This window comes from Williamsia sp. Y712 (genome assembly GCF_059445525.1).
Genome location: NZ_JCAIUN010000001.1, coordinates 1,861,635 through 1,876,295, shown reverse-complemented (window position 1 = coordinate 1,876,295; position 14,661 = coordinate 1,861,635). Strand labels below are relative to the sequence as shown.

Annotated in this window: 12 protein-coding genes; all 12 read right to left on the bottom strand. The window is 63.6% G+C overall.

The features are described 5' to 3' along the window. Positions 1-31 precede the first annotated feature (31 nt). The 12 genes from AC1D75_RS08670 to AC1D75_RS08615 all read right to left on the bottom strand — a co-directional run bounded on the left by AC1D75_RS08670 (position 32) and on the right by AC1D75_RS08615 (position 14,652). Positions 32-553: an aromatic-ring-hydroxylating dioxygenase subunit beta gene (locus tag AC1D75_RS08670; protein ID WP_495514859.1), complete on the bottom strand. Its 522-nt coding sequence runs from the start codon at positions 551-553 to the stop codon at positions 32-34. Further along, the gene (locus AC1D75_RS08665; RefSeq protein WP_495514858.1) at positions 553-1,893 is read right to left on the bottom strand and encodes an aromatic ring-hydroxylating oxygenase subunit alpha; all 1,341 of its coding nucleotides are present in this window, start codon (positions 1,891-1,893) and stop codon (positions 553-555) included. Before AC1D75_RS08665 ends, AC1D75_RS08670 begins: the two co-directional genes overlap by 1 nt. A 128-nt stretch (positions 1,894-2,021) precedes the next feature. After that, positions 2,022-3,260 (bottom strand): MFS transporter, encoded by a 1,239-nt coding sequence (locus tag AC1D75_RS08660; protein WP_495514857.1) that lies wholly within the window; start codon positions 3,258-3,260, stop codon positions 2,022-2,024. Positions 3,261-3,486: 226 nt separating this feature from the next. Continuing rightward, on the bottom strand, positions 3,487-4,398 hold the full coding sequence (locus AC1D75_RS08655) for an ABC transporter permease (protein ID WP_495514856.1): 912 nt from the start codon (positions 4,396-4,398) through the stop codon (positions 3,487-3,489). After that, positions 4,395-5,567 carry an ABC transporter permease gene (locus AC1D75_RS08650; protein WP_495514855.1) on the bottom strand — a complete coding sequence of 391 codons (1,173 nt, stop codon included), beginning with the start codon at positions 5,565-5,567 and terminating at the stop codon, positions 4,395-4,397. The genes AC1D75_RS08655 and AC1D75_RS08650 overlap by 4 nt, the downstream gene beginning before the upstream one ends. Next, entirely contained in the window at positions 5,564-7,222 is a 1,659-nt protein-coding gene (locus AC1D75_RS08645) for an ABC transporter ATP-binding protein (RefSeq protein ID WP_495514854.1), read from the bottom strand. Before AC1D75_RS08645 ends, AC1D75_RS08650 begins: the two co-directional genes overlap by 4 nt. A 3-nt stretch (positions 7,223-7,225) precedes the next feature. Continuing rightward, a complete protein-coding gene (locus AC1D75_RS08640; protein WP_495514853.1) occupies positions 7,226-8,296 on the bottom strand; it encodes a BMP family ABC transporter substrate-binding protein in 1,071 nt (356 codons plus the stop codon). Between the two features lie 47 nt (positions 8,297-8,343). Beyond that, positions 8,344-9,030: a flavin reductase family protein gene (locus tag AC1D75_RS08635; protein WP_495514852.1), complete on the bottom strand. Its 687-nt coding sequence runs from the start codon at positions 9,028-9,030 to the stop codon at positions 8,344-8,346. A gap of 272 nt (positions 9,031-9,302) precedes the next feature. Continuing rightward, entirely contained in the window at positions 9,303-10,667 is a 1,365-nt protein-coding gene (locus tag AC1D75_RS08630) for an NtaA/DmoA family FMN-dependent monooxygenase (RefSeq protein WP_495514851.1), read from the bottom strand. Further along, positions 10,664-11,305 carry a cysteine hydrolase family protein gene (locus tag AC1D75_RS08625; RefSeq protein ID WP_495514850.1) on the bottom strand — a complete coding sequence of 214 codons (642 nt, stop codon included), beginning with the start codon at positions 11,303-11,305 and terminating at the stop codon, positions 10,664-10,666. The genes AC1D75_RS08630 and AC1D75_RS08625 overlap by 4 nt, the downstream gene beginning before the upstream one ends. After that, positions 11,302-12,357, bottom strand: a complete 1,056-nt coding sequence (locus AC1D75_RS08620; protein WP_495514849.1) for an LLM class flavin-dependent oxidoreductase — start codon at positions 12,355-12,357, stop codon at positions 11,302-11,304. Before AC1D75_RS08620 ends, AC1D75_RS08625 begins: the two co-directional genes overlap by 4 nt. A 102-nt stretch (positions 12,358-12,459) precedes the next feature. Then, positions 12,460-14,652 (bottom strand): cytochrome P450/oxidoreductase, encoded by a 2,193-nt coding sequence (locus AC1D75_RS08615; RefSeq protein WP_495514848.1) that lies wholly within the window; start codon positions 14,650-14,652, stop codon positions 12,460-12,462. Positions 14,653-14,661 lie beyond the last annotated feature (9 nt).

Here is a 14,661-nt window from a genome sequence, read left to right as displayed (position 1 = left end):
CGTCAGCGCCGGCCATGAAGAGGACAACCCCTCAGAGGATGAAGCTCAGTCGCGCACCGGGGTCCATCGCCTCGTTCGTCAGAGTGGCGCGCCGCAACGTGAACGCGAGGGCATCGTCGGTCACGAGCAGCTCGTGATCGTAGCGACCGACGTAGTAGAACGCACCCCCGTCGCGGAAACGGTGGATCACGAAGTTGGCACTCACCCGCAACCTGGCTCCGTCACGCCCGAGGATCCGGACGTTGCTCACCAATCGAGTTGTTCGCGAATGTGGGTTCTCGGCGTGCGCTTTTCGGCTCTTGAGGCGTTTGACCCGGGCGTTCAGCAGATCCCAGTCATCGGCGACAAAGTATCCCGCCGCCTCGGGGCCCAAGCCTCGCGCGTCGGTCGTCGGGACGAGCATCGACGCCCCTGGAACAAACCGGGTCAGCCATTCTTCGAGCTCCCAGTCATCGAGAAGTGCTGCCTCGTCGTAGAAGAACTCTTCGACCTCCCCACGGGAGACCGCCCGGTCACTTCCGGTGGACACATCCAATTCGATTGCAGCAGTCATCATCCGACCTTTCCGCTGACGCCGTCGATTTCGCCGACGCGCCTGCTCCAGTGCCTCCAGAAGCTGCGCATCGCACCTTCATCGATCGATCGTCCGCGCGGGCCGCGCAGGTCGTCTCCCATACCGCGGGACATGTCACTCCAGTCCAGGTCCACGGAATCGAAGCCTGCGGTGGCGGATACTCCGCGCTGGACCGCTTCATACGCTTCGATGTCGTCCGGTGTTGCCAGTCCGCCCGGACCGACGAAACTCGCCATCGTCTTGAGCCGCAACGCCCGCACATCCGCAGGCTCACCGTTCTCGACGAACTGCCAGGCGCGGACATCGGTCACTCCCGGCTCCACCGGCTCTAGCTGCCGGATGGTCAGGGATTCGAGGTCGAAGAGCAGAAGGTTGGGAAATACGAACAGGATTCGTGATGCATTCGCCACGTCGTCCGCACGCTCGGCACCCAGTCGCTCTGCCATCTCCGCGCGCTTGCCCTCGATACGGGTCTTCTCCGCTTCACCGAAGCGCGGTTCCCAGATCATGCCGATGCGGCCGTTGTGGCCGGTCAGGATGAGCAGTCCGTGGCCTTGTCCGAGATCATGGGCGTACTGGTCGTGGTCGGTGACGGCGAAGCCCGTCTCCCGCAGGTAGCCGACAAACGTGTTGTGGGTGGGAGCGAAATGATAGCCATCCATGGCATTTTCGACAGCGAGCTTCCAGTTGCCGCGCACGCTGTACTTCTGCACGCCGGGAAGGGTGGTCATCCCGTCTTTGCCGATCGACGCGGTCATGGTCATGTAATCCGCGGCCGGACCGAGATGTTCGAGCAGTGGCGGGACGCCTTCGTCGAAGGCCACGAAGACAAAGCCTTCGTGGATGTCCAGACGCGGGACCCGGCGCAGCGAAAGCGAATCGACGAACTCGCTTGCCTCCGGGTAGGCGCCACTGTCCGGCAGGGCGGCGAGTTCACCGGAATTGCGGAAAGTCCAGGCGTGATAGAAGCACTGGAAGTTCTTGGTGCGCCCTTCGGCTTCCCGACAGAGGATTGTTCCGCGGTGGGGGCACGCATTGAGATACGCCTGCACAACACCGTTCGAGTCCCTGACAAAGATCAGGGGGCGTCCGCCGAGTGTTCGGGTCTTGAAATCACCGGCGACCGGGATCTCGGTTTCGTGACCCAGGTAGAGCCAGGTACGGCCCCAGATCTCGTTGCGCTCCCGATTGAAGACGGCATTTTCCCGGTAGGCGCCACGGTGAACTTTGAAGGTCAGCGCATCCCAATCCTGCGCGATCAACGAGTTCCCGACGTCCAGACGTTCAGCATCCGGCGCTGCGGGCAGCGTAGTGGTCATGGTGCACTCACATTTCGTTGTGGTTGTTCAGTGCGAGACATCGTCTCGCACTACGAGATATTCGATCAAGCCCTCGATGCCTTGTCAATTCGTCCGGAGAGCCGGAAAGCGAGGTTTACGAGCATGTTTCACGGCCGTAACCTCCCGGCCCGGCCGCCGGTTCTGATCCGGTGCAACAACACGGCCGCAACGCCCGCGATCGCGGCGAGGATACCGAAGGCCAGGGGCCACGAGGTCGCCTCGACGATCACGCCCATCAAGGGGGGCGTGATCGCCATCCCGAGCGCGACGGCCGTGTTCTGAACACCCAGGATCAGACCGATCTTCTTCGGATCGGCCAGCTCCCCGATGGCCGTGAATGCGAGCCCATTCCAACTGATCGCCGCGAATCCTGCACAGACCAGCACGATCACCGCGACAACTCCACCGACCAGTTCGCCGAGCACCGCGAGTGCGAACAGCACGCTCGTCACCACCGCGACGTACTGCAAGGGGGCGATGCGGACACCTCGCCGGTCGGAGAGGACCCCGAGTCCGATACGAGCCGCGCCACCGCCGAGCTGAACGAGGGCCAGCAGTCCGGCGGCAGCCACCGCCGACATGGCATGCCCGTCGACCAGGTAGACGACCAAGAACCCGACGACCGTGAGTTGGGGCACAACGAGGAGGAATGAGACCAGACACAACTGCACGACGGCGCTGCGATTGCCGGTGCGGATCTCGGATCCGTCTGCGCCGGAAGGTGCTTCGACGGGCCCACCCGGATCGCGGACGAATATCCACACCACAATTGCGCCGGCACCGCAGGCTCCCGCCGCGACCAGCAAAGCGCCCGCGAGCCCCCACATCCCCGCGACGGCAGGCAAAGTCAGCGATGCCACTGCCGCACCGAGTGGGATCGCCGTCTGCCGCGCTCCCATCGCCAGACCACGCTCGGAGCGCGGGAACCACAGGATGACCGCACGCCCGCTGGCAGCGTTCACGCTTGCGCAGGCGGCGCCCGCCAGAACCATCGACACCATCAACGCCCACACCGTTGTCGAGACTGCGGCACAGACCAGGGCCGCGGCACTGAGAAAGAGACCGACCGTCATCACCCGACGCTCACCGATCCGGTCGGCGAGCAGGCCCCAGGGTACGAGGAACAGCAGCAACCCGATCGTGCTGGCGGCCAACACGAACCCGAGTTCGGTCAACGACAGCGAGAACCGGGAACGCAGGATCGGCGACAAACTGGGCATGCCCTGTAGCACCGAAGCCGCAGATGCCTGGGCGAAGACGCCCGCAGCCAGGACCACCCACCGGTATCGGCGGGCCGGGCGGTCGCCGGGCACCGGGACGAACGCCTGTTCTTCCGTATGCGTCATGTCGGGTCGCCCCGACTCATAAACACCGGGGACCATCTCATGAATCGGCCCATCTCATGATTCATCGTGCACTGCGTGATCCTCCTCGTTGAGTGACGTCAGCGGGTCGTGGGCCCGCGTCGAATCGCCGTTGCCAGGGCCAACATTCGCGTTGACTGCCCGACAATCGGTGGATTCGCTTCAGATACGAGGCGGGGTCGACCCCGTCAAGGGCCGACCCCTACATCTAGACGATGCCTCGAACGAATGGTTTGCCCAGCGCTCTCGGTTCTCGCAGCGCGCCGCTGATCACCACCATCGCGACCAGCGCGAGCACATACGGTGCCGCGATCAACATCTGCGAATTGAGCTCGAATCCCAAGGCGGGCAGTGCGAGCCGGAGCGCATCGGCGAATCCGAAGAGCAGGCATCCGAGCAGCGTGCGGCGCAAGCGCCACGCACCGAAGATGACGGCGGCCAGAACGATGAAGCCGCGACCTCCGGTCATGTTCGCGTTGAACGAACCGACTTCGCCGACGGCCAGATACGCCCCACCCAGACCCGAGCAGAGCCCACACCACAGCAATGCCTGCCTGCGCAGCCTGTTCACGTCCAGACCGGTCGCGTCGGCGGCCTGCGGGTTGTCACCGATGGCGCGCAGATTGAGGCCCCAGCGACTACGTTCGACCAACCACCAGGTCAGTGGGATCAGAACCACCAACAGATACATCGGCCAGCGTTCGACAAACAATGCCTGCCCGATCACCGGTATGTCCCGGAGTATCGGAATGCTCATCAGTGACACCTGATGATTCGAGAAGTCGGCCAGTGAGATCAGGTACGTGGTGAGACCGAGGACGAGCGTGTTGAGCACCAGGCCCACCACAAAGGTGTTGACGTTCAGGCGATGTGACAGGTTTCCGTGGATCAGACCGACGATCATGCCGATGATTGCACCACCGATCAGACCGATGGTCGCGCTGCCCGTTTCACTGGCGATCGCGATGGACGAGAATGCGCCGGCCAACATCATCGACTCGACCGAGATGTTCTGGGTACCTCCGCGTTCCGCCAGGTACTCGCCGCACGCGGCGAATGCCAGTGGCGCGGTGAGCCGCATCGCGCTGGACAGGATGATTCCGATGTCGTCTGGACTCATGACACTTGCTGCGCTTTCTTCGACAGTTTGTTACTGGCGAACGACAGTGCCGGGGCAATGACACATGCCAGCACCAGCAGTGACTGCACGACGTTCACCAGATAGATGGGCACGCCGGTCGCCGACAGGAATGCCGAGCCTGTTCGCAAGGCGCCGAACACGATTGCGACCGGAATCGCGACCATCGGCCGGTTTCGGGCGATCAGTGCGATGAGCATGCCATCCCAGCCGATGTTGTTGGCCACCGCGGGCTGGAGCCGGAAAACCGAACTCTCGACCACTACCGCGCCTGCGAGTCCGGCGCAGGCGCCGGAGATCATCAGAGCCACCGCACCGGCGAGCGCCACCCGTACACCCGCATGCTGTGCGGTCAACGGGTTCAGGCCGACGATGCCCATGGTGAAACCCCATCGGCTGCGGGCCAGTACCACCGCGATGATCACGGTGAGCACGAGGCCGATGATCAGTCCGACGTTGACGCTCAGATCGGGATACTGCCCGACCGAAGGCAACCGGTAATCCTTGGGCAACAGCGCCGATTGGTTGGCACCCGTGCTCGAGGCGTCGGTCTTCGGTTCCTGCAACAGCCACGGAACACTGACCATGTAGCTGACGACCTGGACCGCGATGAACGACATCAACAACGTGCTGACAACGATGTTCACACCACGGATACGGTGCAGTAGAGAACTGACCCCGGCCCACAGCCCACCGAAGATCGCGCCGACCACGATGCTCACGGTGATCACCAGTATCGGCGGACCGGACATACGGAGCCCGATGAACATCGCCATCAGGGCGCCGATCAGTACCTGCCCCTCCTGACCGATGTTGAAGGCGCCCGCCCGGTTACAGACACAGGCACCCACTGCCACGATCAGCAGTGGCGCCGCGGCGAGAAGTGTTTGCGACCACGATGCGGCATCGGACATGCTGCCCTCGAACAGGGCAACCGCCACTGCGCTCGGCGAGCCGCCGGTTGCCGCGACCAGGATGGTCGAGAGCAGTAGCGCCACCGCGAGCGCGAGGATCGTCAGCCACGCTTGCGCAAGCGCACCGGGCCCCGGCGCGATCCGTGTCACCGCGCGTCGGAGAAACTCCGAAGGCGGCCGAGTACTCGACGGCGGTGGCGGCGCGGGCTCCTTGTCCAGGATCGATGTGGTACTCATGCTGCTTCCTCACCGCCCAAGAGCATTCCGAGCCGCTCGGCAGTGGCGTCGGGTGTGCGGACCACGCCGGCGATCCGACCGTCGGAGATCACGGCGATCCGGGAACACAGAGCGGTCACCTCTTCGAGTTCTGTACTGATCAGCAACACCGCGACTCCCTGTTCTGCGGCCTTACGCAAATGCATGTACATGTCCTCGATCGCGCCGATGTCGAGTCCGTGTGTCGGCTGCGCCGCAACGAGCACCGTGGGGTTGGCGGCCAGTTCACGCGCCAGCACCACCCGTTGCTGGTTGCCTCCGGAGAGGTTGCGAACCGGGGTGTCGATCGACGGGGTCGAGATCCGGTGACGGGCAACCAGTTCCTCGGCGTGCTTCCGAATCTCTCTGCGTCGCAACCATCCTCGTTTCGATAAAGTGTCAAGGTCCTTGAACACGAGATTGTCGGCAACGCTGAGATCGAGCACAACGCCGCAACGGTGCCGGTCCTCGGGTATGACACCGACGCCGGCTTTGCGCAGCGCGCCCGGCTTCGACATCGGGACGGTGCGTCCGGCCACCTTGAGTTCGCCTCCCACCGAGGGCACCAGTCCGCACAGCACGTCACCGAGCTCTGCCTGACCGTTGCCCTCCACGCCGTAGAGCCCGACGATCTCTCCCCTGCGAAGTTGCAGTGACACACCGTCGAGCACGGCCCGGCCATCGGCATTCTTCATCGTCAGGCCATCGAGTTCCAAAGCCGCAGGCTCCGAATCGGTTTCCTGGACCTCGGGGGCGTCGACGCCGAGCGAGCGGGTGGCAACACCATCGAGCGCGACCCCGAGTGCGGGGGCCGAGTGGTCGAGCGAGACGTCCCGGCCCACCATCTGCCTCGCCAGGATCTGCGGGGTCGTGTCGGCCGTGTCGGCACGGAAGACCACCCGCCCCTTGCGCAGCACGGTCACCCGGTCGGTGGCGGCCGAGATCTCCGCCAACTTGTGACTGATCAGGACCACGGCACGGTTTTCGGTGGAGACCACCGTGCGAAGCACCTCGAACAATTCGGCCGACTCGGCCGCCGTCAGCACCGATGTCGGTTCGTCCAGAATCAGGATCTGCGGGTCCCGCCGCAGACACTTGACGATCTCGACCCGCTGGCGTTGCCCGGCGGACATCTCCCCGACCACCGCCATCGGATCGATCGGGAGGCCATATCGGCTCGAGACCGCTTCGACCTCACTGCATGCCCGATCACGGTCAATCGCACCACGCTCGCCCAAAACGACGTTCTCCCAGACGGTCAGGGCATCGATGAGGCTGAAGTGCTGATGCACCATGCCGATTCCCAGTTGCAGGGCGTCGTACGGCGACCGTATCTCGACCCGCTTGCCGCTGCGCATGATCGTTCCGTCGTCCGGTTGCACGAGCCCGAGCAGCACCTTCATCAAGGTCGACTTGCCGGCACCGTTCTCACCGAGCAGTCCGTGGATCTCACCCGTTCGTGCCGAGAGGTCGATGGCGTCACAAGCCACAACCGACCCGTATGCCTTGGTGATCCCGCGGGCCGCCAGAGCAGGCGGGGGAACTCCCACTTCGAAAACCTCAGAGAGCGGTCCGGTTTCGACCACCCGCGTCAGCGGCGTCCGATCCCCCGGCGCCCACACCTGCTCACCGGTCATGGTCTACACGCCCGACTTGGCGACGACGTCGTCCGGCACGATCTCACCGGTGCCGATCTTCTCGATGAAGGCGGCCAGTTCAGCGTTCTGGGCTTCGGTGCCGTTACACAGCTTGACGGTCGGAACAGAGTCCTTGCCCATGTGCCATTCGCGCACCTCGCCCATCTTGAGCTCACCGTCCTTGAACTTCTCCAGCGCGGCGGCGAAATATGCACCCGGATCGAAGATCACCGAGACACCCCATTTGATGGCCGTCTCGCCGCAGCGGTCGGTACCCGGGGTCGACAGGATGACGCCTGCTTCGGTTCCGAGCTCACCAACGCTGTCCGTCGCACCACCCAGATACGGGTAGAGAGCCTCGACGCCCTGACTGATCTGCGCCTGAGCCGCTTCCCGCGCCTTCGCAGAGTCGTTGAAGTCACCGGTGTACGTGGTCGCGAGAGTCGCATTCGGGACCAGCTGTTTGATCCCCGCCTCGAACGCCTTGGCAGCCATCACCGAGAAGTCGAGCTCGGGACCGGAAATGTAACCCGCCTTGGTGGCGTTCCGCTCCCGCATCAGGATGCCGTTTGCGTAACCGGCGGCGAGCATGGCCTCGTTGACGAAGTCCTTCGACACGGTGACGTTGGGTGTCGGCGTGATCCCCGTGCCGGCCGGGGAATACCAGTTGGTGTTGGCGCAGACCGGTTCCTCCGCCGCAGGCAGCGCATCCTTGAGTTCCTGGGCGGCGATCGCGATGAGGTCGACGTTCTGCCTGCACAGGTTACGAGCCTGTTCGAGCACAGCCGCCGGGTTGACCGAGCCGACTTTGATCAGGGTCCAGTCATTCGCGTCGACGACCTTCTGCGCGTTCGTCACGAACGTTTCGTAGTACCCGTTGTCGTTCAGGTCACCGGGACTGAGCACGCCGACAACAACTTTGCCGTCACCGTTCACGTCGGGCTGAGATCCGGACGTCGACTGTGCGGACCCGCCACCGCCGGTGTCACTGTTACCGCGGTCCGAGCACGCGGTGAGTGCGGCCAGCGCGACGCAAGCGACCGCCGCAGTTTGAATGATGCGCGATTTTGACATTGTTCAATCCCTCCAAGGGAGTGAGATGGATCAGGGATGGGGGCAGATCACAGGTCCGCGTAGGCAATCCGTTCTTGCTGGAACAGTGCGCCGCCTTCGGCCCGGACGAAATGGGGGAAGCCCATCCGGCCGACCGGCGCGACACGTGTGGGGTCGATCCGATCCGGTTCCAGGAGTATCGATTCGTCGACGGTGATCGAGACGACCTCGGCGAGCACGATGTGTACCCCGGAGAATCGAACGTCCGGCTCACCCCGGTCGATCACGTCGAGCACACGGCATTCCAGGTTGGCCGGGCTGTCGATGAGGGACGGCACGGCGACAACCTGGGATTCGGTTGTCCCCCACCCCGTGATATCCAACTCTGACACGTCATTTGGGTATTCGCGTGCGACCGCTTCGATGTGATCGGCCATGGCGCCGCCGGTGACGTTGACGACGAACTCACCCGTACGTTCGATGTTGGCCCAGGTGTCCTTCGGTCCGTCGGTTGCCTCGCGGAGGGTTCCGATCGTGATGGCGATCGTCGGCGGTTGACCGCAGACCGGCATGTAGTAGCTGTACGGCGCGACATTGACCGTGCCGTCGGCGGAGACGGTGGTGATCATGGCGATCGGCCGAGGAATGATCAGATGCGAGAGCAGGCCCTGCTTCTGCGCCGGGGTTCGACCAGCCAGATCGACGACCTGCCGGGTGGACGAGCGACTGCTCGTGGGTGACTGGGAGGCGTTCACAGAGTTTGTCCTTTGACTCAATACGGGATGGCGTACCGCTTTATGAGATGGTTTCCGGTTTCCGTGGCCGTGTCAATCGGCAGAGGACGCCATCCCGAAGACGAAACACAGTATTAAGGGATGTAATGCATCAGTAACGAAAGATGCTGCTGACAGCGGGAATCTGCCACATTTCGACCAGAACCAAAGAAGAGGCCACCCGTCGCCTCGGCAATGGGTGGCCTCTTCCAAGTCGGCGAAAGTGTCGCTTATACCGAGACGCTGTTCTCAGATCACCCCGATGGTTTGGCACCGAGCAGGTTGGCACGCAACGTCGTTCCCGGGTAATCGGGTGGACGAAGGCCGCGCGACCGCAATTCAGGAACGAGATGGTCGACCACGTCACCCACCGCCCCCGGCGTCCGAAGCGGGTTCGAGATCATGAAACCACCGAGCGAACCCGTCGCCTCGAATTGGCCCTCCATCTCGTCGGCGACGTCAGCGGCCGTTCCGGCGATGGTCTGGTCGTACCCGGTGGAGTATCGCCAGCCCTCATCGAAGAATTCCTTTCTGCTGAAACGGGTTTGGGCACCATGGTCGGAGATCAGCCGGTCCACGAAGCCCGACTGTGTGCCCTGCGCGTCGACAATCGATTGCCGCAGTTCACCGAGCACGAAAGAGGCAGGCAACACCGAGAAGTCGTAGCCGGTGTTGTAGGAGAGATAGGCTCCGACGCCTTCCATGGGAAGCATCCCGAGCAGCTCCTCACGCCGGGCGATCGCCTCACTCCTACTCGCACCGAGTACCACCTGAATGGCCCACAGGATGCCCACCGACGTCGGCTCCCGCCCGGCCTTGTCCAGAGCCTTGTCCAACTCGGATCTGTGTCGCCGCTGGGAATCGAGGTGTCCACCGGAGCCGAAGACCACGTCGGCGAACGCCGCGGATGCCGCGATCCCCCGAGGCGATGAACCGGCCTGTACCAGAACAGGTCTGCGCTGGGGACTGGGCACACTCGGAAGTGGACCCCGCACCTTGAAGTGTTTGCCGTCGTGGTCGAGGCGGTGAACCTTGGTCGGGTCGGCGAACACCCGGGTCTGGTGATCGCGCACGATCGCCCCGGGTTCGACCGAATCCCACAACCGCTGACAGACGTCGACGAACTCTTCCATCCGTTCATACCGGGAACCGTGATCCATCAACGTGTCGAAACCGTAGTTCGCCGCATCCGACGTGCGCGCGGAGGCCACCACGTTGAACGCCATCCGCCCACCGGTCACGTGATCAAGCGAATTGAGCAGCCGCGCAACGTAGAACGGATGCATGTACGTCGAGGAATACGTCAGTCCGAAACCGATCCGCGATGTCGCCTGACCGAGTGCGGCGATGATCGGCGACATGTCATGGCGCGGCCACGAGATCCCCCACCGGATCGCGGCGTCGGCCGAGCCTTCCCACGTATCCGGGATCCCGACGCCATCGCCGAAGAACAGCATGTCGATGCCGCCGCGTTCGGCGGTCCTGGCCAATTCCGTGAACATACCGACGTCGGGATAGTCCGCGCCGACCCAGGAACCCGGGACTGCCCAGCGACCCTCCGTGTGGGTGAACGACAGATCGAAGGCCAGTGCCATCTGCGCCGGTTCGTTCACACTCACCGCGATCCCGCAGCGATGTGTGACGCCAGCGCATCCACACCGTCGGCAGTGGATATCTTCTTTGCCGCGTGCAGAGTCAGTGCGGTGAGCGCACCCTCGTGTGTCAACTTGTCGTAACTGGCTGTTGCATCCTCGGCCAGAACGACGTGGTATCCGAGCTGCGCAGCATCGAAAACCGTCGCCAGCACGCAGCATTCGGTTGTCAGTCCGGCAACCAACAGCCACTGCACCCCGGCTTCACTCAACCGGGCGTGCAGGTCCGTCTCGAAGAATGAGCTGTATCGTTGCTTGGCGATATGCCAGTCCCCGGGCGCCGGGTGCAGCGAGTAGATGTCGGTGCCTGATGTGCCTGCGACACAGGGTTCGGCCGGACCGGGCCAATCCTCCGGTTCGATGTCGCGTAGCCACAATGATGCCGCCCAGGGCTTCTCGCGATCCTGCACGAGAGAAACCCAGATCACCTGTAAACCAGCGGCTCTGGCCGCCTCGACGAGCACGTCCGTTTGCTCGACGGCTGACGCGACTGCCGCGAGACCCTCCTCACTGACCCAGTCGAGCACGGCCGGATCAGCGAAGGAGTTCTGCACGTCGATCACGAGCAATGCGCCGGCGGCAATCGGGCCGGGTAGTGCGCTCACGAGGTCACCACCTTGGACAGCGCGGGGAGAACGGCCTCGGCGAACGCGTTCATGTCGGGCACGTAGTCGGGGAAGATCAACATCAAACCGTCGAGCTCGGCGTAGTCGACCATCTCGTGGATCTTCTCGGTGACCGTCGACGCCGAACCCTTGATGACCTCAGTCTGAAAGCCGCTCTGCTCCAGCGCCTTCGCCCCCGGCGCGTCATTCTTGTCGACCGGCATGCCGTAAGCGATCGCCATGTTGCGCAGGGCTTCTTGATCCGCACCCGCACCGTACACATCGAATCTGCGCTCGGCGTCCGCGTCCGTATCGCCCATCACGATCGTCGCCATCGCGTAGGTACGAAGGCTCCGTCCATGGTCAACCGCGGCCGCCTTCGCTTCCCTGCTCACCTTTCGCAGGCCGTCGAGCTCATGCGCCGACAGAAACGATGCGTCGCAGTACTTCGCCTGGAATTGCAGACCGGCCGGTGATCGTCCTGCCGAGATGAGCGTCGGTGTCGCCGCCGGGTGTGGCCGCGACGAGCAAGCATTCATATCAAAGAATTCGCCATGGTGGGTCACTTCATCCTGGCTCCACAACGCCAGCAAAACCTGAACCCATTCTTCCGAATAACGGTAGCGCGCCGCATGATCGAGCTCTTCTGGCCACATACCCATCTGTGCGAACTCTTCAGAGAACGAGCCGACCACGATGTTCATGCCGCAACGCCCACCGCTGATCTGGTCGAGTGTGGTGAACATCTTTGCAACGATCGCCGGGTTGAACAGGATGGTGTGCACTGTCGACCAGATCTTGACGCGCTCGGTTGCCTCGGCCAGGCCCGACATCATCGTCATCGACTCGAGGGTTCTGCCCCAATGATCAGTCCGGCCACCGTATCCGCGCCATTTGCCCTGCGACATGATGAAGTCGAACCCGAGTTGATCTGCCGCCACGGCGACCTCGCGGTTGTAGTCGTAGGTGGCCTCGATGCGCGGTGCGGTGTCGGAGACGATCCAGCCGCCGTTGCTGATGGGTAGGAATATGCCGTATTCGTGTTTATTCACGTTCTTTTAGACTTTCTTCACTGAAGTATGTAGGGGACCTTCGTCTCTGCGGCACCGAACGATGCATGCCTGCCGGATATCTCTTACCTGCTGATTCCGAACTCACACGTCCAGAATCAAACCATCACCGCACGCGCGGCCGACGCAAACCATCATCGATCGGTTCGCGGTCCGTTCTTCCTCCGTCAACACCGAATCCCGGTGCAATGGCTTCCCGGCGAGTACCCGCGTCTCGCAAGCGCCGCAGTACCCTTCCTCGCAGTCGCGCGAGATGCCAGGAACCGCCACGGATATGGCATCGAGCAGCGTTCGGCCGACGGGTACGGTCAGGGTTGTCCCACTGCGCGCCAAAGTCACCGAGAACTCCCGGTCCGGCACGCTCGGCGCCGTCCCGAGCGAGGTGTCCGGAACCGTGCCGAAGTGTTCTCTCCGGAACCTCTTCGACGAACCCGCAGCGCGACAGGCATTCTCGACTGCTGTGGTCATCGAATACGGACCGCAGCAATAGATCAGCGCATCATCACCGATTGTGCTCACCCATGACGCGATGTCCGGGCGGGTACTTTCGGCCGTGTCCACGATCGTCATGGACTCGCCGAGCAGGTCGCGCAATTCGTCGACGTAGGCCATCGATTCGCGGCCGCGGCCGCAGTAGAGCATCGTGACCCTGGCCTGCTGCGCCAGCGCATGTTTCACCATCGACAGCATCGGAGTCACACCGATGCCACCGGCGATGAAGAGATACTCCGGCGCGTCCTGCAGCCGGAACTTGTTGCGCGGAGGTTCGATGTTCAGGGTTGATCCGGCGCCGAGCCGCTGATGGATCTCGGCGGAACCGCCCCGCCCGGATTCCTCAAGCAACACCGCGATTCGGTAGCTGCGCAGGTCCTGCGGGTCACCACACAGCGAGTAATGTCTGCGCGTACCCGATGGCAGGGTCACCGGGAGGTGGGCACCGGGTGTCCACTCCGCCAGTCGCTGTTCCGCAGGATGCTGCAGTGTCAGCTCGACGACCCCGTCGGCGACCTGTCGGACGGATTCCACCAGGACGGTTCCGAGTGCGAACGTGGTGGCCGGATCGACCGGGCCGGGTGTGAAGGTGGCAGGCACCCGATCCCAGCCCGCCTGGTTCCCGAGCGTCGGGTAGGGCACCACCGCGTCCTCGTCGATCACGTAATCGGGCAACCGGGTCAGGACCTGAGTGATCATCTCGGTGAACATCGCGCGGGCCAAATGCGCACCGGGACAACGGTGGCTGCCGATTCCGAAGGACAGGTGCCTGCGCGCGTCGCGGTCGAGCCGCACCGACTCTGGCTCGTCGAAGACCTCTGGATCGTGATTGGCCGCCACCCAGGGAAGCAACACCCTCTGGCCTGCCTGCACCGGACAACCGCCGACGGTGGTGTCGGTGACCGCGGTCCTGGCCATCGCCTGCGAGGGCGCGAAGACCCGGAGAAACTCCTCTGTCGCGTTCTCCAGGATCTCCGGTTGCGAGATCAGGCGATCACGCTGCGCGGGGTTCCTGGCCAACCAGACCAACGTCGATCCGGTCAGCGACGTGGTGGTGTCCACACCTCCGGCGACCAGCAGGTAGGTCACCGAGACGAGTTCGTCGTCGGTGAACGGCCGTCCTTCGGGGTGGACGGCCTGCACCAGAGTGGTCAGGACATCCGCGGCCGGTTGTGCTCGCCGCGCGGCGAGCAATTCACGCACCCGTTGCTCGAGGTAACCCAGTCCGGCGACCCCGCGCATGCTGCGCTCGCTGCCTGCCGGAGCCGCGAAGATGTCGTGGACGGGACCGGCGAGCAGCGGGAAGTCCTCCTCGGGAAATCCCACCCAGGTCAAAGTGACTGCCGTCGGCAGCGGATTCGTGAGATCGGTGACGAGATCGCAAGAACCCGACTCGATGAACCGGTCGATGACGCGAGTCGTCAGCTCGGCGATCATCGGCTTGAGTGCATGCACCGCGTCCGGTGTGAGAAGCGGATTGATCAGGTCTCGGTACGGCTGCGACGCCGGTGGATCGAGTTCGATGGGGTACTGCACCAGGCCGCCGCCCCGGGGGATGACAAACGAGACCCCGTCACCGGGATTCTGGCGCTCCGAGGAGTACTCCTCATCGTCCCTGGCGATCGCCGCGATGTCGGACCACCGCGTGGTGTACCAGTAGCCCTCGTGGGCGTCCGTCCACCCGACCGGGCAGCCGGCTCGCCGGTCACGGTAGTACGCAACGGGATCGGAGTTGCACTCGTCGGAGTGATGGTCGAATGACGTGTTGCCAAGCTGTGCGGTCATGATGTGGTC